The sequence below is a fragment of the Rothia kristinae genome (assembly GCF_016028855.1).
GTDB classification, from domain to species: domain Bacteria; phylum Actinomycetota; class Actinomycetes; order Actinomycetales; family Micrococcaceae; genus Rothia; species Rothia kristinae.
This window is the reverse complement of record NZ_CP065738.1, coordinates 1,205,422-1,225,659: the sequence shown is the minus strand read 5'-3', so window position 1 is coordinate 1,225,659 and position 20,238 is coordinate 1,205,422. Positions and strand designations below refer to the sequence as shown.

Here is a 20,238-nt window from a genome sequence, read left to right as displayed (position 1 = left end):
CCGACCCGCGCCGTGTCACTGGCCTCTGTCACGCTGAGTGCAGGATGCCCCGAACCGTTCGCGACATCCTGCACTGACCGTGACATGCCGCGCATCAGAGGGCTCACAGCAGACGTCGCATCACCCCAGCGACCGGCGGTAGGCCGACGGCGTCGTGCCGGTCTCCTCGCGGAAGCGCCGGTTGAAGTTGGACAGGTTGCGGAATCCGGACGCCCAGCACACGTCCACCACGCTCAGTCGCGTGCTGCGCAGCAGTCGGCACGCCTCCGTGACCCTCATGCGGCTCATCAGCCGGGAGAATCCCACGGTCGTCGCCCGGGTCAGCATCCGAGAGGCGGCCGAGGTGGACATGCCGAGCTCACGGGCCAGATCCTCCAGCCGGACCTCACGACGCAGATTGCGATGGAGGAATTCCAGGGCGCGGTCGAAATCCTCCCCGCCGCGAGGGCCCGCCTCCGCAGGAGCCTCCGGATCGACGATCTCCCGTTCTTCGGGCGGGGCAGCCATGAGGATGCCGAGCAGCTCGATGCCCAGAGCGAGGCGGGCCGGCCCGGTCGATCCGCCCATAGCGGTCAGAGCCTCCGTCGCTCTGTCTCTGGTGTCCCCCGTGAACTCGATCCCGGCACGAGCCGTCTCCAGGAAAGCGCGCAGTCCCGTCAGCTCCGGCAGAAGCGTCTCAGCCTTGGCCAGCAGCTGGGGGTCAGCGTGCACCAGGACATCCCGATCGGGAACCTCGCTGCGATCCTCGAGGACGGAGACCCAGTTGTGAGGCAGATCCGCCCCGAGCAGATAGAGGCTTCCCGGCCCGAACACCCGCACGGAGCGGCCGATGTGGGCCGCTCCATGCGAATCCCGGATCAGGTGGATCTCGATCTCGGGATGGTGGTGCCAGCGGGCCAGGGGATGGGGGAATCCATGGCTGAACCACCGGAAGATGCTGGTGGTGTCCATGGCCACCAGCTCCCGCTCCGCCGGGTGGGCGCCGTCAGCGGGAGCCATCCACCCGGATCTGCAGCTTGGTGTCGGTCGGGCGGGCCTCAGCACCCCGGTCGAAGACCTCCACGGAGCGCTCCAGCGGGAGGGTCTCGGTGACCAGCCGGGCCAGGTCCACGGTGTCCCCGGCCGCCAGGTCGATGGCCTTCCGGTACACGTTGGCGTAGCGGAAGATCATCTCGATCCGCAGCTCCTTGGCCTGCGCGGCCACGACGTCGAACTGCACGGGGCCGGTGGGCATGCCCACGCACACGACAACCCCGCCCGGGGCCGCGACGTCGGCGACGAAGCCGTAGGCGGCACCCGCCCCGGATGCTTCGAAGACCGCCTGGGCGCCCCACCCGTCCGTGTCTGCGGCGACCCGCTGCGCCAGATCCTCCCGGCTGGCGTCCACGGGCACGATGCCGTCCAGACCGGCCAGCTTCTCCAGCTTCTCCGGGGCGATGTCCGAGACGTAGACCCGGCTGGCGCCGCCGGCCAGGGCCGCCATCGCGGTGACGATGCCGATGGTGCCCGCCCCGACGACCGCCGCGACGTCGCCGGGGGCCAGCCGGGCCTTGGTCGCGGCCTGCATGCCGACCGCGAAGGGCTCGATCAGCGCGCCCTCGGCGTAGCTCAGGGAGTTCGGAAGCCGGTAGGTGTACTCGGCGGGGTGGGTGACCTCCTCGGTCAGGCAGCCGTCCACCGGCGGGGTGGCCCAGAAGCGCACGTCCGGGTCCACGTTGTACCGTCCTTCCCGCGAGGCCCGCGAGCGCGGATTCGGGATGCCCGGCTCCATCGCAACCCGATCCCCGGGGCTCAGGTGCTCGACGCCGTCGCCGACCTCCAGCACCGTCCCGGAGGCCTCGTGACCCAGGATCATGGGCTGCTCGAGGACGAACTGCCCGATCCGTCCGTGCGTGTAGTAGTGGACGTCGGATCCGCAGATGCCGACCGTGTGCACCGCGATCTTCACCTCACCGGGCCCGGGGGCACCGGGGCGGGGGATGTCGTCGATGGTGATGCGCCCCTTCTCCTGGAGCACGACGGCCTTCATGGTCTCGGACATGATCTGTCTCCTTCTCTCCTCGATTGCGGTTGGCTAGTGCGCCAGCGAGGTTCCGGCGCGGGCTCGACGTCGCTGCCCGGCGGGGAGCATGCGTCCATTCTCGTCCGTGATGCCGGGCTGGGGCGGGCGGATGAAGAAGGTGATGACGATGCCGGACAGGAACAGCAGGATGTACACCCAGATGACCCCGAGGGAGCCGATCAGGGGAAGCAGGGCCGTGGCGATCCCCGGGCCGATGAAGGTGGTCAGACCCGAGGCCAGATTGTGCGCCGAGATCGCGGCACCCCGGTGCTGCGGGGCCAACGCGGGGAAGATCGCCCCCATCGGGACGAACGCGGTCACGGAGCAGGCGAAGATGACGGCGGCGATGAGCATCATCGCGTAGTTGGCGCCGAACAGATGGGGGAAGTATCCGAAGGCGAAAGCCGACAATGCCATCCCGCCGAAGCCGAACCACCGCATCTGCCGCATCCACCCGTAGCGGTCTCCCAACCGGCCCCAGACGATGTTCGCGACGATGGTGATGGTGTTCATGACCGCCCACAGAGTCATCCATTCGGTCTGCTGGAACCATGGCTGGGAATCGTCGAGCTGCCCGGTGAGATACAGCGGCATCATCATCGGGAAGCCGTAGAGGGTCAGGTTGCACAGGATGCGGATGATGACGCTGAGCAGGATCTGCCGGTTCTCCACGAGGATGGTGACGCCACGCAGCAGCTCTCTGGCCCGGTCGGCACCTTCGAGCCGTTCTGCGGTGCGCTCCTCCGGCGGAGCCTTCGGGACCAGGAAGAGGCACATCAGCGTGCCGACGCCGACGAGCACCGGGGCCAGCCAGAGGGTACCGGTCTCCCCCAGATGCGGGATGGTCAGGGTGGGGATGAATGCCCCCAGAGATCCCAGCCCGACGGAGAACGCGGCCCAGAACCAGCCCATCGCGGAGGCGAGGCGCCCCGGATCGACCGACTGGGCGATCAGCACCACGAAGCTGTACATGAACAGCGGGTACGCGATCCCGCGAGCGCCGTAGGTGAGGATCGCGGCGACGGGGGAGATCAGCCCGACCGTCAGGAAGAGGACGTGCAATCCGATCCAGAGGATTCCGCCCAGCAGCATGAGCCGCTTGGCCCCGAAGGTCTCCGCGAGCACTCCCGTGGTCCAGGCGGAGAAGGCGACGACGAGCCCGTAGACCGTGAAGCACAGACCCGCTTGGGTGCTGGTGAACCCGTGCTGGGTCACGAGGTAGCGGGAGAGGAAGGTCAGGTCGAAGCCATCACCGGCCATGAACACGGCCAGGGCGATATACCCCCAGACCAGGCGCTTGGGCATACCCAGGATCATCGGCAGCACTCCTTCGTGCGGTTCTCGCCCCTTGAGGAGGCGTCTCGAACGCTCCGGGGCTCTGTCAGTGACCAGTGTCGCAGCGGTGCACGGACCTCGACAGCGGCTGCCGCCCCGATTTCCGATACTTTCTTGCAGCCGTCGGGCTTCCCGTCGGCTGTTCGATCTGTCAGTCGGCCCTCGTAGGGTGGAGCCAGACGGCGGCACCCACCGCCCGAGACACCCCCAGGAGGCCGCAGATGTTCTTCGTCGACGTCCCCGGCGGCATCGAGGCCGACGGCCGCGTCCTCGTCTGCTCCGCCACCGATCTGGTGCGCGCCGCGGAATGCCCGTGGGCGACGGTGTGGATCCTGGACGAGAAGCTTGGGCGGGTGCCGCGGCTGCCGGTGCCCGAGGACCCGATGCTCGAGCGCACCGCGCGGCTCGGGGACCGCCACGAGGCCGAGGTGCTGGCCGAGCTGCGGGAGCGGTACGGCCCCTACCAGCCACCGGACGCGGGCGCGCCCGGGCGCGGGGTGTACGAGGTGGAGCCGGCGAGATCGATGACCCACGAGGCCCTCACCGCCAAGCACGAGGAGACCGTGGCGGCCCTGCGCTCCGGGGCCGACGTCGTCTTCCAGGCCTCCTTCTACGACGGCCGCTTCCACGGCCGCGCGGACTTCCTGATCCGCCGGGCGGACGGCGCCTACGCCGTGTACGACACCAAGCTCGCTCGCCACGCCAAGGTCACCGCGCTGCTGCAGCTGGCGGCCTACGCAGACCAGCTCGCCGCGGCCGGGATCCCCGTGAGTCCCGAGGTCACCCTCATCCTGGGAGACCGGCGGGAGGCGAGCTTCGAGGTTGAGCGGTTCCTGGAGGTGTATCGGGAGCGACGGGAGCGGTTCGAAGCACTCACCGCGAAGCGTCGGCGCCCCGGCGCGGCGCCGGCGGACTGGTGGGAGGAGACCCTGCCTCGCTGCGGCGTCTGCCCCCACTGCCTGGAGCAGATCCAGGAGAACCAGGACGTGCTGCAGGTGGCCGGGATGACGCTGGCGCGGCGGACCCTGCTGCGCGAACGCCACGGGGTGCGCACCGTGGCGGATCTGGCCCACCTGCCCGAGGACGACGCTCACCTCTCGGGGTCCCTGCGCGCCGCCCGCGCCCAGGCGCAGATGCAGCTGGGCGAGGGCTCACCGGACGGGGAGGTCACCTACCGGGACTCCGCCGGGGAGGAGCATCGGCTCACCTACGCGGTCACGGATGCGGCGCCGCTGCGGCGGATACCGCGAGCCGCCCCCGGGGACGTCTTCTTCGACTTCGAGGGGGATCCGCTGTGGCAGGACCCGGAGGACGGCTCCTGGGGCATCGAGTACCTGTTCGGCGTCGTCGAGGCCCCGGAGGATCCGGCGCTGCTGGCGGACCCGGGCCACGAGCCGCGGTTCGTGCCGTTCTGGGCTCACTCCCGCCGCGAGGAGCGCCGGGCGCTGCTGGACTTCCTCGAGTACATCGCCGAGCGGAGACGGCGATACCCGCAGATGCGGATCTACCACTACGCCGACTACGAGAAACGCGCGCTGCGGTCCCTGGCGATGCGCCACGGCGTCGGCGAGGAAGCCGTGGATGACCTGCTGCGCCAGGAGGTCCTGGTGGACCTGTACGAGCCGGTGCGCCGCGGGTTGCGGATCTCCGCGCCGTCGTACTCGATCAAGAAGCTCGAGCCCCTGTACATGGGCGAGCATCTGCGGGCCGGAGACGTGACCGACGCCGGCGCCTCCGTGGTGGCCTACGCGGATTACGCCGCGCACCGGGACGCGGACGAACCGGAGCAGGCCCGCCGGATCCTCGCCTCCATCGCCGACTACAACGAGTACGACTGCCTGTCCACGCTGCGGCTGCGGAACTGGCTGCTGGACCTGGCCGGGCGCGACGCCGCCGCGGAGGCCTGCGCACCGGATCCGGCCGCGCCGCACCCGGAGGCGCCCGAGCATGAGGACGCCGAGGTCTCCGCGGTGGAGGCCTCCCTGACCCACTTCGCCCAGCACGCCACCACGGCCTCCACCGGCCTGGACGAGGCGGAGCTGGCCCGCACCGTGACGGCCGCCGGGATGGTCGCCTCGGCCACCGGGTACCATCGGCGCGAGCGCAAGCAGTTCTGGTGGTCGCACTTCGACCGGTTGGCCTCCGCCGTCCAGGAGTGGGAATCCACCCGCGACGTCGTGCTCTTCGACCGCGTGACGGTGGCCGAGGACTGGCACACCCCGCCGCGCGGGCGCACCGAACGCCGCGTCCTGGAGGGCACCGCTCGCATCCCGGACGGCTCGAGTCTGCGCGGCGGGGAGTCCGGGCTGTTCGCGATGTACGACTCCCCGCTGCCCGGGTACCTGCGGGATCAGGTGCTGCAGGCCCAGGAGCGGAGGGGCCAGGGTGGTGGTGCTGCGCCGGTGCCCGAGCGGGCCTCCCAGGCCCGCGCGACGCTGGAGGAGATCGAGCCGGGGCCGCAGGAGGGGACCTACCGGGTGCGGGTCACCGAGGCCCGACCCGCCGACTCCGAGGCCTTCGCACAGCTGCCGATGGCCCTGACCCCGCCCGCCCCGATCCGCACCCAGGCGCAGGAGGACGCCCTGGCGGCGCTGGCGGAGGAGGTCGACGCCGCCCTGCCGCACCTGCCGGCCGACGCCGGCCTGGACATCCTCTCCCGCCGGTCCCCGCGGCTGCGCTCCGGCGGGGCGCTGCCCGCCCCGGACTGGTCCGCGCCGGGCCTGCCGATGGTCGAGGCGATCCTCGCCGCGGTCCTGGACCTGGACCGCTCCTACGTGGCGGTGCAGGGTCCGCCGGGCACCGGAAAGTCCTTCGTCGGGGCGCACGTGATCGGGCGGCTGGTGCAGCGGGGGTGGCGGATCGGCGTGGTGGCGCAGTCCCACGCGGTGATCGAGAACCTGCTGCGCGGGTGCGCGCAGCACGGCCGGGTGCCGCGGGAGGCCATGGCCAAAGCCAAGCCCCGTCGTCCCCGCGGCGCCGAGCAGGTCGCGGAGCCGACGGTGCCGTGGCGGCGGATCGGCCCCCAGGAGATCCCGGACTTCCTGGCCGGGGAGGACGATGAGGTCCCGGTGCCCGGGCGGGTGTACGGGGGCACCGCCTGGGACTTCGCCAATGCGGAGCGGTTCTCCCCCGGCCAGCTGGATCTGCTGGTCATCGACGAGGCCGGTCAGTACTCCCTGGCCAACATGCTCGCGGTCTCCCGGGCCGCACGGAACCTCCTGCTGCTCGGGGATCCCCAGCAGCTGCCGCAGGTCACCCAGGGCACCCACCCGTATTCGGTGGACGAGTCCACCCTGGGCTGGCTCTCCGCCGGCGAGCAGACCCTGCCCCCGCAGCTCGGGTACTTCCTGGACGCGACCTGGCGGATGCACCCGAGCCTGTGCGCCCCGGTGTCCCGGCTGAGCTACCGGGGCCGGTTGCACGCAGCGGAAGCGGCCGGTCACCGCCGGCTGGCCGGGCTGGCCCCGGGGGTGCACCGACTGGAGGTGGAGCACACGGGCCGGGCCACGGCCAGTCCCGAGGAGGCCGACGCCGTCGTGCAGGTGGCGCGCACCCTGGTGGGCCGACCCTGGACCCCCGGGACGGGGCGAGCGCCCCGCCCGCTGGAGGCCTCGGACCTCCTGGTGGTCGCCGCGTACAACGCCCAGGTGGAAGCCATCCGCCATGCTCTGGGGGCCGCGGGTCTCACCGGAGAGGATGACGGCGTCCGAGTGGGCACCGTGGATAAGTTCCAGGGGCAGGAAGCCGCGGTGGCGATCGTGTCCATGGCCGCAAGCTCCGCCGCCGAGGTGCCCCGCGGCATGGACTTCCTGCTCTCTCCGAACCGGTTGAACGTGGCCGTATCCCGGGGCCAGTGGGCGGCGGTGCTGATCAGCTCTCCGGCACTCACGGACTACTGGCCCGCCTCCCCGGAGGGTCTGGCGGTGCTCGGCGGGTTCACGGGGCTGCGCCGTCGGGCCCTGCCCTGGCGGGAGCCCACCGGATCTACGATGGACGGTCGGGACGCGGATTGGACGGGAGACGGAGGTGAGGCGGATGAGCCGGGATGACGCCGCGGCGGCCGAGGACGCCGCTCGCCCTCCGGTGATCCGTCCCAGCTTCCGGGCGCGGACCCCGTTCCTCCTGCACTTCGATGACCAGACGGTGGCCCTGGGGGATGCTCATCTGCTGCAGCAGATCGAGGCCAACCTGCTGGCCGCGGATCGCGCCCCGCGCACCACCTTCTGGGATCAGGCGTACCTGTCCGGGGAGGAGGGGGCGCTGTTCGCCCCGGATCCGGACCCGGAGCACATCAACTCGGTGGGGATCACCGGCGGGGCGGAGGAGTTCTGGGCGGCGATGGACGCCGCGGTGTTCCAGCAGACGGAGTGGCCCCGGGAGGAGACCGCCACGGTGTGGTTCCCGGAGTACCCCGCCTGGCTGCGGGAGACCACCTCCTGGACCTACGACCCGATCTGCCCGCCGATGGGTCCGGGGGCTCCCGGGGGCTGGGTGCGCACGCGCAGCATCCCCGGTGAAGGCCGCCCGGTGGGCCTGTTCCAGCTCACCGATCGCGATGCCTTCTGGGTGTTCGGCGCCGCACAGGACCTGCGCGGCATCGTCGCCCTGTGCGGTTCCCTGGCCCGGTTCCGTCGCGGCTTCGACGCGCTGACCGCCTACGCCGGTCCGGACGACGTCCTGGGGTCCCTGGCCCTGCCCCTGATCTGCCGGGAGGCGCTGCAGGAGGAGCTCATGGTGCGCGGCGTGGACGTGGAGACCCTGTTCTGGGAGTAGAGGAGGAGACGGTGTCGGAGATGATCGAGCGCGCGCAGCGGGTGGCTCGCCGCGCCCATGCGGGTCAGGTAGACAAGGCGGGTGCGGCGTACATCGAGCACCCGCGGAGGGTGGCACAGCGGGTGCGAGGCTATGCCGCACCGCAGGACCTCGAGTCGGCGCGGGCCGTGGCGTGGCTGCACGACGTCGTCGAAGACACCCCGGTGTCCCTGGAGGACCTGGAGCGGGACTTTCCCGCGGAGGTGGTGGCCGGCGTGGACGCGATGACCCGCAGGGAGGCGGAGGCCCCGGAGGAGTACTACGCGCGGGTGCGCGCCGACCGTCTCGCCCTGGCGGTCAAGCAGGCGGACCTGGAGGACAACACCGATCCGGCACGCACCGCTCGCCTGGATGAGCCCACCCGCGAGCGCCTGGCACAGAAGTACCGGCACGCGCGGGCCCTGCTGGAGGAAGGCCGCTGATGTTCGTTCTGCTGTGCTGCGCCCCGGACCCGGAGCCCGTGGCCCGGCTCCTGCGCCGACGCGCCCGCGAGACCCCCGCCGGCCCTCAGCCCTCGCTCATCAATCGCACCGTCGCGCCCCACGGGCAGGATCCCCGCACCGAGCTGCGCGCCGTCCTGGACTCCCCCATCGCCGCCGCGTGGGCCGTCCTGGATGCGGTGCGGGCCGGTGCGGATCGCATCGCCGTGGGCGCCGGACCGGTGATCCTGGACGGCGAGCAGGCCGACGGCGTCGGGCTGGGCCGTGCCCGCCGGGCCTTCGACGAGGGACCGGGGATCCGGGTGCAGGGAGCGGATCCCGTGCTCGACGAGGCGGCCGCGGCCCTGCTGGAGCTGGCGGCCCGCCTCATCCGCGAGCGCAGCGCCGCGCAGTGGCGGGTCGTGGACCTCATGGTCCCGGGGGTGCGAGGTCAGCACGCCGAGGCGGCACGGGCGCTGGGGATCAGCCCGCAGGCGGTGAGCCGGGCCCTGATCCGCACCGGCTGGGCGGAGCAGGTGCGCGCCGCGGATGCTGCTGCTGCCCTGCTGGAGCGCACCGCGGCCTGACGCCTCCGCCGTCGGCGGGCCCGAAGCCACCGGGGCCGTCGCGTCCGGCTCCGGACCCGGCTGCCGGTCCGACTCCGCGCGGCGGCTCACCCCTCGGAGATGAACCCCTCGGAGATCATCCACTGCTTCGCGACCTCACCGGGATCCTTCCCGTCCACATCCACCTGCCGGTTCAGGTCCATGAGCATCTCGTTGGTGATCTTCTCATCCACCTGATCGAAGCGGTCCATGAGCTCCGGGTACTTCTCGAGGAACTCGGTGTTGATCACCGGGGCGACGTTGTAGTTGGGGAAGAAGTGCTTGTCGTCCTCCAGGACCACCAGGTCCAGGGCCGGAATGCGCCCGTCGGTGGTGAAGACCTCCCCAAAGGAGCAGTCCCCGGACCCGGTCGCGGCGTAGATGGATCCGGTGTCCATGATGGACACCTCGTTCTCCGGCACGCCGTCGGGGGCCCCGCGCGGGATGCCGTAGGTCTGCAGCATCGGGTCCAACCCGTCCTGCCGGGAGTTGAACTCGGTCTCCACGCAGAAGTTGCGCTCGTTCACCGGGACCTTCTCCTTGATGTCGGAGAGCTTGGTGATCCCGTACTTCTGCGCGAACTCCCGGTTCACGGCGAAGGCGTAGGTGTTGTTCATGGGCGCCGGCGGGCCCCAGGTGAGCCCGTTCTTCGCATCCTCGTCCTTCACGGCCTGCCACTGCTCACGCTGATCCTTGATGCCCTGCTCGTGGCCCATGTACGTCAGCCACGCGGAGCCGGTGTACTCGTAGAACATATCCGTCTCCCCGGAGAGCATCAGGCGGCGGACCTGCTGGGAGCCGGGCACATTGGCCATGTCCACGGTGTCGAACCCGGCGGCCTCCGCCGTCATCACCGCGATCTTGGACAGGATCAGCTGCTCGGTGTAGTTCTTCGAGGTGATCACGATCCGCTGCCCCTCGGCCCCCTCCACGGGCTGCAGGGAACCGGGGCCGATGTTCGGGGGTGCGGCGGTGGACGGCTGCAGCCCGCACCCGCTCAGCGCGAGCATCCCGACGGCGCCCATCGCCGCGATCACGCTCCACCGGCTCTTCCTCGTTCCCCTCATACTCAGCCCTCCTTGATCAGATCCTGATCGACCATCCACTGCTCGGCCACATCCCCCGGGTCCTTCCCCTCGACGTCGACCTGGTAGTTCAGCGAGCGCATCGTGTCATCGCTGAGACGCTCGGCGACCTCCTGGAACCTCTCCGGAAGCTGCGGATAATCCCGGACCAGCTGCGCGTTGAACACCGGTGAGGCGTTGTACTGCGGGAAGAACCTCCTCGTGTCCTGAAGGACCACCAGGTCCAGGGCGGGGATGCGGCCATCGGTGGTGAAGACCTCGCCGAAGGTGCAGTCCCCGGAGCCGGTCGCGGCGTAGATGGACCCGGTGTCCATCACGGATACGTTGGCCTCCGGGACGCCGTCGGCGCTGCCTCGGGGGATGCCGTAGGCCTGCAGGAACGGGTTCATCCCGTCCTGGCGGGAGTTGAACTCGGATTCCACGCAGAACTGGCGATCCTGCACCGGGACCTTGGTGCGGATGTCGTCCATCGTCTTCAGCCCGTACTTCCGGGCGGTCTCCTGATTGACCGCGAAGGCGTACGTGTTGTTCACCGCGGAGGGGCGCCCCCAGTCCAGCCCGTTGGCAGCGTCCTCGTCCTTCACCGCCTGCCACTGCTGCTCGGCGTCGGGCAGGGCCTGCTCGTGGCCCATGTACGTCAGCCACGCGGTGCCCGTGTACTCCCAGCCGATCTGGGCATCGCCATCGACCAGCATGTTCCTCGACGGCACGGAACCCGGCACGTTGGTCATGTCCGTGACGTCGAACCCGGCGGCCTTCGCGGTGAGCACCGCCATCTTGCCGAGGATGATCTGCTCGGTGAAGTTCTTGGACGTCACGGTGACCTCGCGGTCCCCGGCGCCGTCGATCGCCGCGATGGTCGCGGGACGCACCTCCGGCACTGCGGAGGTGGACGGCGCCAGGCCGCACCCGGACAGCCCCAGGAGCAGCGCCGCGCCGGCGGGCAGCCATGCCGCCTTCCGGGCTCGGCGGACGGTGCCGCGGTGCCGCGGCTTCGATGCTGAGGCGGAGCTCATGCGGTCACAGCCCCTTCGGTCGGGCGACTTCTTCGAAAACGCGCGCCACCCAGTCCACGGTCAGCGCCAGCAGCGCCACCAGGAGGGACCCGGTGATCAGCACGCGGTTCAGGGCCAGGTTCACCCCGGTGGTGATGAGCAGGCCGAGTCCGCCGCCGTCGATGAACGTGCCGAGGGTGGCGGTGCCGACCAGCAGCACCAGCGCGGTGCGGATCCCGGCGAGCATGACCGGAACCGCCAGGGGCAGCTCCACCTTGAGCAGCACCGCCGCATTGGACATGCCCATGCCCCGGGCGGCCTCGATGACCCGCGGGTCCACGGCGTCCAGGCCCACCATGGTGTTGCGCAGCACCGGCAGCAGCGCGTAGAAGATCAGCGCGAGCACCGTGGCCTTGAAGCCGAAGCCCAGCCAGAAGGCCAGCAGCACGACGATGCCCACGGGCGGGGCGGCCTGGCCCATGTTCGCCACCGCCAGGACGGGGGTGTTCAGCTTCCGGAAGGGCCGGCGGGTCAGCAGGATCCCCAGGGGGATCGCGATCACGAGCACCACGACGGCGGAGACCACCGTGAGCTCCAGGTGCTGCCAGGTCAGATCCCACAGGTTCGCGGGGGCCAGGGTGACCTGCTCGGTCTTGGACAGGTCCGCGTTGAGCAGCCAGATGACGATGCCGATGAGGAAGGCGGCGATGACCAGCGGCTGCGCGATGAGCCCCTTCCAGGAGCGCCGGTCCGTGCTCTGAACGGTCTCGGTGTCGCGGCTCACCGCGCCTCACCTCCCGCGTTCCACGGCTCCCCGCCGCCGGACGGGGCGGAATCCGAGGCCGCGGCATCCGCGTCCGCCGCGGCAGGACCCTCATCGGTCTCCTGTCCCGGCAGCCGGGAGATCTCCCCGGTGTTGTTGCCCACCGGGGTGCGCTCGCCCGGGTCGAAGCGGCGCAGCTCCCGGATGGAGTTCATGACGGTCTCCACGGTGATCACCCCGCGGAAGCGGCCGCGCGGGCCCTCCACCAGGGCCGCGCCGGTGGAGGCGACGAGCATGGTGTCCAGAGCGTCGTTGAGGGTGGAGCGCAGGGAGACCAGCGGCAGGTTCTCGTCCCGCTCGACGGGCAGGGAGGAGAGGCGCCGCAGCTGCTCGCGGGAGAGCCAGGCCAGGGGCCGCTCGCGTTCGTCGAGCACGACGGCGTGGTTCTGCCGGCCCTTCTCCACCAGGTCCAGCAGCTGCACCGCGCTGTCCCCGGCGCGTCCGGTGATCGCCTCGAGCAGGTCCACGTCCTCCACGCGGGCCAGGCCCAGCTGCTTCAGCCCGGCGCCGGAGCCGATGAAGTTCTCCACGAACTCGCTGGCGGGTTCGGCGAGGATCCGCTCGGGGGTGTCGTACTGGACGATCTGCGCGCCTTCGTCGAACACGGCGATCCAGTCCCCGAGCTTGACCGCCTCATCGAAGTCGTGGGTCACGCACACGATGGTCTTCTGCAGCTCGTTCTGGATGTTGATCAGCTCGTCCTGCAGACGCTGACGGGTGATGGGGTCCACGGCGCCGAAGGGCTCGTCCATGAGCAGCACGGGCGGGTCGGCGGCCAGGGCGCGGGCGACGCCCACGCGCTGCTGCTGCCCGCCGGACAGCTCCCGGGGGTAGCGGTCCCGGTAGGTGTCCGGGTCCAGGGAGACCAGGTCCAGCAGCTCGTCCACCCGCTCGGCGATGCGCCGCTTGTCCCACCCGAGCATCTTGGGTACCAGGCCGATGTTCTTGGCCACGGTCATGTGCGGCAGGAGCCCGCCGGCCTGGATGACGTAGCCGATCTGGCGGCGCAGCCTGTCCCCGTTCATGCGGGTGACGTCCTGCCCGTCGATGACCAGACGCCCCTCGGTGGGTTCGATGAGCCGGTTGATCATCTTCAGGGTGGTGGTCTTCCCGCACCCGGAGGGTCCGACGAACATGACGGTCTGCCCGGCGGGGATCTCCAGGGTCAGGTGGTCCACGGCGGCCTTGCCGGAGCCGTAGCGCTTGGTCACGTTCTCGATGAGGATCTGCGCGCCCTTCTGCCGGGTCTGGGACCCGGTGTCCTTCCGGGCGGCGTCGGGCGTGGCGGTGGTGGTGTGCTCAGACACGGATACCCCTTGAGGTGGTCAGGCGGCCGATGAGGACGAGGATGAGATCGAGGATCAGGGCGAGGATCATCACGGCGATGACGCCGGTGACGACGGACTCCAGGGAGTTGGCACCGCCCAGCCGGGACAGGCCGGAGAAGATGTAGGTGCCGAGCCCGGGTCCGAGGACGTAGGCGGCGACGGCGGCGATGCCCATGGTCATCTGCGCGGAGACCCGCATCCCGGCGAGGATCACGGGCCAGGCCAGAGGCAGCTCCACACGCAGGAAGGCGGCGGTCCGGCCCATCCCGATGCCGCGGGCGGCCTCCACGGTGGCCCGGTCCACCCCCGCCAGCCCGACCACTGCGTTGCGCAGGATGGGCAAGACGGCGTAGAAGGTGATGACCACGACGGCGGGCAGGACGCCGAAGCTCAGGGGGATCACGAGCAGGCCGATGAGGGCGAAGGAGGGGATGGTCAGGCCGACGGCGGTGACGTTGTTGGCCAGGGAGGTCAGGCTGCGGCGTCGGTAGCACAGCGCGGCCAGGGCGACGGCGATGACCGTGGCGAGCAGGAGGCATTGGACCACCAGGCTCAGGTGCTGCCAGCTGGCGAACAGGATCTGCCCCCACCGTTCGCGGACGAAGTCGATCATGGGATCCTCGGGTGATGACGGGTACGTGGGGCGGCGCACGCCGTCCCGGGGTCACCTCCCAGAGTAATCAGCCTGCTGATAAAGACAACTCCGACCCGCCGTGTGACACTCAGGCGTCGACGGCGGGCCGGAGGCATCTGCGCCGGTCAGGGACCGAATCGGCGGAGATCTACGACCCGGAGGAGGCGGAGGCGCTGGGCTCGAGGCGCTCCGCCGCGGGGCCCACGGGGTGTAACCGGTGAGGTCCTCCGAGGAGTCTCCGTACGCATCGGCGGCGAAGGACCAGTCATCGTCCTGCCAGGTCAGCGGCAGAGCGAAGGAGATCTCGTGGTGGGCGCCCTGCGCCTCCATGCTGTACGCCACGCTGATGACGGCCCGATCCTCCGAGTAGGACTCGACCTTGTATCCGGCCACCTTCATGCCCTCGATGATCTGCTTCGTCTCGGTTCCCCGGTAGGTGTCCTCCAGCCTCTGGAAGTCCTCGGTGATCTTGTCCCGGTCGGCGCCGGTGGCGTGCTCCTGCGTGAGCTTGTTCACCTCGTCGGCGTCGAAGCTCATGATCACGGAGATGAAGTCGGCGCTGGCCACGAGCGCGCCCTCCGGGGAGTGGCGGTAGCAGGTGCCGATGCCGTCCTTCTCCTCGGCGGGTCCGAGGTCCTCGGACTTCGGCGTGTAGGGGCGCCCATCGTGCTCCACCCACTCCACCTCCGGGGCGGAGTCGATGGTCGTGGCCTCGGAGGCCTCCTGCTGGCAGATCGGCTTGTCCTCGGTGGGCGAGGCCGAGGCGTCGGCGTCGGTGGAGCCTCCGGCGCCGCAGCCGCTCAGCGCGAGCATGCCGATCGCCGCCAGACCCGCGGTCCTCATGAGGTGCTTGTCCATGTCGGTCCCCCTCGGGATCGGCCCGCGCGGCGTGAGCCGGGCGGTATCGAGTGATGATGCTCACCATCCTAGGTGAAGCGGGGCGCCGATGCTCCGCGGCTCCTCGCCGGCGGGAGCCGCGAGCCGCCGACCTCAGGCGATCAGCCGGGCCAGGATCTCCCGGGCGGGAGCCGATCGCACCCAGCCCACCCCGGTTCCGGCCCACAGGTTCACGGCCTCCGGATCGCCCGCGCGGCGGGCGGCCGCGCGCAGCGGGGCGGTCAGATCGTTCACCTCGGGGTACCCCGTGATCTCGTGGTCGGCCAGCTCCCGGGTGAAGCGGTTGGCCAGGGCCCGGGCGGGCCGCCCGGAGAAGGCGCGGGTCACCGCGGTCTCCGGGGGCCGGCCCGCCGCGGCGTCCGCGGCGGCGCGCAGCAGAGCATCCCGGTGCACGGGGCCGGTCCCGGCCTCGGCGGCGGCGGCGAACAGGGTGCCGATCTGCGTGGCCGCCGCCCCGGCCTCCAGGGCGGCGCGCACGTGCTCGGCGGTGCCGATGCCGCCGGCCCCGATCAGCGGCAGGTCCGTCACGCGGCGCACGGCGCGCAGCAGCTCCGGCAGCTCCTCCTGCCCCAGCGGCGCGTCGGCGGCCAGGGTTCCCCGGTGGCCCCCGGCGCGGTGGCACTGCACGATCAGCGCGTCGGGCTCCAGCGCCGCGGCGCGCCCGGCCTCCGCGGCGCTGGTGACGGTCAGCGCGGTCCAGGTGCCGACGCCGCGCAGGCGGGCGAGGACCTCGGGGCCCGGAAGGCCGAAGGTGAAGCTCACCGCGGGCACCGGGTCCGCCAGCAGCAGCTCCAGCTTGGCCTGCCAGCGGTCATCGGAGTATCCGGGCAGCTCGGCGGGGGCCTGCACCCGCCAGCGGGTGCGCCAGGGCTGCAGGACGCGGGAGTATTCCGCCAGCTGGGCGGGATCGGTCCGGTGCCGCTCCGGGACGAACAGGTTCACGCCGAAGGGCGCCTCGGTGAGCCCGCGCAGGGTGCGGATCCGCTCGGCCAGGGCCTCGGGTGCGAGGTATCCGGCCGCGAGGAATCCCAGGCCCCCGGCGTCGGACACGGCCGCGGCCAACTCCGGGGTGGAGGGGCCGCCGGCCATGGGGGCCTGGATGATGGGGTGGGGCAGTCCGGCGAGGTCGAGCATGTCCCCGAGCCTAGATCGTCGAGGGTTCCGGGGCGGAGCGGGCGCTGCGGGAACCGGGGCGCTCGGGCCGGAGCAGGACGGCGGCGCCGCACAGCCCCAGCAGTGCAGGAACGGCGAGCACCAGGAGGATCCGGTCTGCCCCGGACAGGGCGGCGGAGCCCAGAGCGACGGCCGCGACCCCGGCGGCGCTGCCCATCTGCCGGGCCGCGTTGAACACCCCCTGACCGCGCCCGCGCACCGCCTCGGGCACGTCGGAGACGGAGACGGCCGTCAGCAGCACGGCCGCCACGTCGTTGCCGAACCCGCACAGCGCGCAGCCGAGCAGCACGAGTCCGGAGAGGCCGAGGCGGCAGCCGGCGCCCACCGCCGTCAGACCGGCCAGGAGCAGCAGCAGCCCGGTGGCCGCCCGGCGGGGTCGGGGCCAGGAGGTCAGCACGCGGGCGGCCGCCAGGGAGCCCGCGATCGCGGCGAGCGCCTCCAGGGCGTACCCCTGGACGATGACCCGCTGCGCGTCGGGCAGAAGGTCCCGGATCACGAAGGGCACGATCATGAACTGCCCGTAGAAGGCGGCGTTGAGGAACAGCGCGCACGCGGTGACGCGGCGGAACCGGCCGTGGTCGAACAGGGACAGCACGGGCCGTCCGCGCCGGCGGTCCAGGCGCAGACCCAGCCCCACCAGGATCGCGGCCGCGACCGCCAGCAGGAGGGGCAGAGCGATCGGCTGCTCGGGCAGCAGCTGCGCGGCGGCGATGCCCGCTCCCAGTCCGAGGGAGAGCACGGCGGCCGCCGTTCCGACCCCGTCCCGGTCGGCCCTCGGATCGCGGCTGGTCGCGCCGGGGAACGCGGCGGTGGGCGGGATGGCCACGAGCAGCACCAGGGCCGTCGCGCAGACGGGGAGGTTCATCCAGAACACACTGGGCCACCCCCAGCGGGCGGCGAGCGCACCGGCCAGCACGGGACCGGCCGCGGCGGCCACCCCGGAGATCGCCGACCAGATGCCCAGCACCGCCGCGAGGCGCCGCTCGACGTACAGCCCCGCGATGAGGGACAGGGATGCGGGCACCATGGCCGCGGCCCCGACGCCCTGGACCACTCGCGCCAGGATCAGGGCGAAGGCCCCCGGGGCCGCGGCGCACAGTGCGGAGCCGATGCCGAAGATCACCAGCCCCAGCAGATAGGCCCGCCCCGGGCCGATCCGATCCGCGAGGGCGCCGCAGGGCATGAGCAGCACCGCGAAGGCCAGCAGGTAGGCCGCGGCGATCCACATCCCGGCGGAGCTCCCGTCGCCCAGGTCCGCGACGATGCCCGGCAGGATCGCGGCCACTGCCGTCGTATCCAGCAGCACCACCGTGAATCCCAGGCAGGCGCCGAGGAATCCCAGGTGGCGGCGCATCAGCAGGCGAACTCCGCGCAGGCTCTGGTCTGCTCGGTGAGGCTGTTCACCATCCGGTAGAGCTCCTGGGTCGCCCAGGGCCCCACGCCGCCGATGACACCGAGCATGTGCCGCCTCCCCAGGATCCATTCGCTGGGCTATACGCTACACGGCTGTCGTCTCGCACACACCAGGTCGGCCGCGGCCGCCAGACCCGTCAGGGCGGTCAGCGCGAAGCCGACGCCGCAGACCCCGGACCAGCCCCACCGGTCCCACGCCCACACCCCGGCCGCCGAGCCGACGGCGGCGCCGACGAAGTACACGGTCATGTACACCGAATTCAGCCGGGCGCGGGCCGAGGGCTCCAGCGCGTAGACGGCGCTCATCGACAGGATGTGGATCAGCTGCAGTCCGCCGTCCGCCACGGCCATCCCGACGCAGAACCACACCACGCTGCCCCCGCCGAGGACGAAGGCACCCCACCCGGCCGCCAGCAGCGCCACCCCCACCCCGGTGCCGCGCTGGACGAGACCGCGGTCCGTGAGGCGCCCGGCCCACTGGGAGGTCAGGGTCCCGGCCAGCCCCGTGAGGCTGATCAGGCCGATCGCCGCCGGGCCCAGCCCGAAGCCGGGGCCGGACAGCAGCAGCGCGGTGGTCGCGAAGACCGCGGAGATCGAGGCGAAGGAGAACCCGGAGGCCAGGGACCGGGTGCTCAGCCGCGGATGGGTGCGCAGCAGCCGGGCCATGGAGGCGAACAGCCCGAGGTAGGTGGGCGGGTCCTGCGGACGCGAGGGCGGCAGCGTGCGCCACAGACCCAGGGCCACCAGGACCATCAGCAGCGCGGCGACCCGGTACACGAGGGTCCACCCGCCCAGCTCGGCGAGCAGGCCGGCCACCGCGCGCGCCACCAGGATCCCTGCCAGCAGGCCGCTCATCACGGTCCCGACGGCGCGCCCCTCCCGCCCGGGCGGGGCCAGCAGCGCCGCGTAGGGCACGAGGACCTGTGCGGCCACGGAGAACAGCCCGGCCGCCCCCACCCCGAGCAGGAACACCCCGAAGACGGGGGCGAACCCCGCGGCCAGCTGCCCGGCCGCGGTGAGCAGGATGAGCCCGACGGTCAGCCGACGCCGCTCCAGCAGATCGCCCAGCGGGGTGATCAGCAGCAGGCCGACGGCGTAGGCCACCTGGGCGACGGTCACGGAGCCGGCCGCCGCCGCCTCGGACACGCCGAGGGTCTGGGCGATGCGGTCCAGCAGGGGCTGGTTGAAGTAGTTCCCGCCCGCGCACAGTCCCGTGGCCAGGCACATCAGGAGCAGCAGGGTCCGGGTCAGCCGTGGGGCGCCCTCGACGGGGCTGCCGGGGGCGGGGTTCGCAGCGGGCACCGTCACATCCTACGGCGGGACCCGCCGCACCGGGTGGGGCCCGGGACCGACGTCGGGATCAGGATTGCTCGACCCAGGTTCGCTGGGTCACCGAATCCCACTTGATGGTGTAGCCGCCGGAGAAGCGCTGGTGCATCTCCCGGCCCACGCGGTACTCGTTGGTCACGGGGTAGCCGTAGCCGCGCTCGTAGCCGGCCCGGGACCAGGTCGCGCCGATGCCGCCGTACTCCTTGATGTAGTGCGTGCCGGTGCTGGAGCTCCACATGACCTTGGTGTACCGCCCGTCCTTGACGAAGCGCTGGTAGCGGCCGCCGTCCGCGGCGGGGGCCTCGGCCATCACGGGGGTGCCGAAGCCCGCGGTCCCGCCGAAGTTCCGCCAGGTCACCCCGATCGCCCCGTACGGACTGTAGGCGGCCGCGGCCTGGGGCTGCACCTGGGCCGCCGGGACGGTGACCGCACCGCCGGCCACGGTGGTGGTCGCATCCGCGGGGGCGCCGCCGTTGGCATAGCCGTAGAGGTTCACGGTGCCCAGCAGCCGCCACGGCTGGCCGGTGCGCTGCAGGGAGCCGTCCGCGTAGGTCAGGGCGATGCCGATGACCTCGGCCTTGGGGCTGGTGATCGCGGCGTTGTGGGCGGCGGAGGTCTTCCACCACGCCAGCAGCTGGTTGACGTCGCTCTGATAGGACAGGGCGATGACCTCGTTGACGTGGGTCCAGCGCCCGGCCCGGGAATCCGTCATGAACTGGTCGGTGTGGTAGAAGCTCTCGTCGCGCACCTGGGCATCCGAGTGGGCCTGTTCGATGTTCGTGAGGGTCTGGGAGTACCGGACCGGTTTCAGGCCGAGGGAGCGGCGGTAGGAGTTGATGGAGTCCAGCAGCTTCTGCTGGTCCGCGGCGCGCTGGGCGGCGGAGACCTGCACGATGTCGGACTGCGCGGCCTGGGCGACCGGCGCGTCGGCGAGCTGCCCGGTGGCGAAGGTCCCGGCCGCCAGCGCGGTGGCCAGGGCCGCGGCGGTCAGCGGGCGGGTCCCGAGCGGGCGGCGGCCCCGGTGGGCCCGGGGACCGCGACGGGTGCTGTGCTGGGGGACGTACCGACCGGCGCGGGAGGATGCGGTGGTGCTGTTCACTCGAAGGCTCCTGGGTGAGGTGACGGGATCTCCCGCACCCTCGGCTGTGATGCCGGAGACTCGCGGGCACCATGGAGTCTATAGAGGAAACGTCACGAATCTGACCGTCCAGACCAGAATGTTCACCGTTCCGTGATATTCGAACACGCGCCTTCCCCGGCGCGACCTGCGCGGTCGCTCCGCAGATGGTTGCATCCGGCGGGCTCCGGGGCGGAAATTCTCAGCTGAT

At 71.6% G+C, this 20,238-nt stretch carries 17 protein-coding genes; 4 read left to right on the top strand and 13 right to left on the bottom strand.

Annotated features, from left to right (window positions below):
* Positions 1 to 120: 120 nt before the first annotated feature.
* The 3 genes from I6G21_RS05425 to I6G21_RS05415 are packed head-to-tail and all read right to left on the bottom strand — an operon-like array spanning position 121 to position 3,379.
* Entirely contained in the window at positions 121 to 999 is an 879-nt protein-coding gene (locus tag I6G21_RS05425) for an AraC family transcriptional regulator (protein WP_129357952.1), read from the bottom strand.
* Positions 986 to 2,041 (bottom strand): NAD(P)-dependent alcohol dehydrogenase, encoded by a 1,056-nt coding sequence (locus I6G21_RS05420; RefSeq protein ID WP_232238410.1) that lies wholly within the window; start codon positions 2,039 to 2,041, stop codon positions 986 to 988. The genes I6G21_RS05425 and I6G21_RS05420 overlap by 14 nt, the downstream gene beginning before the upstream one ends.
* A gap of 33 nt (positions 2,042 to 2,074) precedes the next feature.
* A complete protein-coding gene (locus I6G21_RS05415; protein ID WP_058731056.1) occupies positions 2,075 to 3,379 on the bottom strand; it encodes an MFS transporter in 1,305 nt (434 codons plus the stop codon).
* A 239-nt stretch (positions 3,380 to 3,618) separates the two neighbouring features.
* Between I6G21_RS05415 and I6G21_RS05410 the strand changes: the two genes are divergently transcribed.
* From I6G21_RS05410 to I6G21_RS05395, 4 genes are read left to right on the top strand one after another with little or no spacing between them, the layout of a single operon-like run.
* Entirely contained in the window at positions 3,619 to 7,446 is a 3,828-nt protein-coding gene (locus I6G21_RS05410) for a TM0106 family RecB-like putative nuclease (protein ID WP_129357953.1), read from the top strand.
* Positions 7,433 to 8,170 carry a hypothetical protein gene (locus I6G21_RS05405; protein ID WP_058731055.1) on the top strand — a complete coding sequence of 246 codons (738 nt, stop codon included), beginning with the start codon at positions 7,433 to 7,435 and terminating at the stop codon, positions 8,168 to 8,170. Before I6G21_RS05410 ends, I6G21_RS05405 begins: the two co-directional genes overlap by 14 nt.
* Before the next feature lie 20 nt (positions 8,171 to 8,190).
* Entirely contained in the window at positions 8,191 to 8,631 is a 441-nt protein-coding gene (locus I6G21_RS05400) for an HD domain-containing protein (protein ID WP_174544407.1), read from the top strand.
* On the top strand, positions 8,631 to 9,215 hold the full coding sequence (locus tag I6G21_RS05395; RefSeq protein WP_061225376.1) for a hypothetical protein: 585 nt from the start codon (positions 8,631 to 8,633) through the stop codon (positions 9,213 to 9,215). The genes I6G21_RS05400 and I6G21_RS05395 overlap by 1 nt, the downstream gene beginning before the upstream one ends.
* 86 nt (positions 9,216 to 9,301) lie before the next feature.
* Here I6G21_RS05395 and I6G21_RS05390 read toward each other — a convergent pair whose 3' ends face one another.
* The 10 genes from I6G21_RS05390 to I6G21_RS05345 form a co-directional block, all read right to left on the bottom strand.
* Complete coding sequence (locus I6G21_RS05390) at positions 9,302 to 10,300, bottom strand: glycine betaine ABC transporter substrate-binding protein (protein ID WP_058731052.1); 999 nt, start codon at positions 10,298 to 10,300, stop codon at positions 9,302 to 9,304.
* 2 nt (positions 10,301 to 10,302) lie between these two features.
* Entirely contained in the window at positions 10,303 to 11,334 is a 1,032-nt protein-coding gene (locus tag I6G21_RS05385; RefSeq protein ID WP_081101550.1) for a glycine betaine ABC transporter substrate-binding protein, read from the bottom strand.
* A 4-nt stretch (positions 11,335 to 11,338) separates the two neighbouring features.
* Positions 11,339 to 12,097, bottom strand: a complete 759-nt coding sequence (locus I6G21_RS05380; protein WP_058731051.1) for an ABC transporter permease — start codon at positions 12,095 to 12,097, stop codon at positions 11,339 to 11,341.
* A complete protein-coding gene (locus tag I6G21_RS05375; protein WP_129357954.1) occupies positions 12,094 to 13,443 on the bottom strand; it encodes an ATP-binding cassette domain-containing protein in 1,350 nt (449 codons plus the stop codon). Before I6G21_RS05375 ends, I6G21_RS05380 begins: the two co-directional genes overlap by 4 nt.
* The gene (locus tag I6G21_RS05370; RefSeq protein ID WP_058731050.1) at positions 13,436 to 14,077 is read right to left on the bottom strand and encodes an ABC transporter permease; all 642 of its coding nucleotides are present in this window, start codon (positions 14,075 to 14,077) and stop codon (positions 13,436 to 13,438) included. The genes I6G21_RS05375 and I6G21_RS05370 overlap by 8 nt, the downstream gene beginning before the upstream one ends.
* Positions 14,078 to 14,128: 51 nt before the next feature.
* Entirely contained in the window at positions 14,129 to 14,956 is an 828-nt protein-coding gene (locus I6G21_RS05365; protein ID WP_129357955.1) for a hypothetical protein, read from the bottom strand.
* 132 nt (positions 14,957 to 15,088) lie between these two features.
* Positions 15,089 to 16,129 carry a nitronate monooxygenase gene (locus tag I6G21_RS05360; protein WP_129357956.1) on the bottom strand — a complete coding sequence of 347 codons (1,041 nt, stop codon included), beginning with the start codon at positions 16,127 to 16,129 and terminating at the stop codon, positions 15,089 to 15,091.
* A gap of 10 nt (positions 16,130 to 16,139) precedes the next feature.
* Entirely contained in the window at positions 16,140 to 17,522 is a 1,383-nt protein-coding gene (locus tag I6G21_RS05355; RefSeq protein ID WP_165870000.1) for an MFS transporter, read from the bottom strand.
* A 137-nt stretch (positions 17,523 to 17,659) separates the two neighbouring features.
* Positions 17,660 to 18,883, bottom strand: coding sequence for an MFS transporter (locus I6G21_RS05350; protein WP_197939438.1), 1,224 nt, complete (start codon positions 18,881 to 18,883; stop codon positions 17,660 to 17,662).
* A 58-nt stretch (positions 18,884 to 18,941) separates the two neighbouring features.
* Positions 18,942 to 20,009 carry a CAP domain-containing protein gene (locus I6G21_RS05345; protein WP_232238409.1) on the bottom strand — a complete coding sequence of 356 codons (1,068 nt, stop codon included), beginning with the start codon at positions 20,007 to 20,009 and terminating at the stop codon, positions 18,942 to 18,944.
* Positions 20,010 to 20,238: the final 229 nt, after the last annotated feature.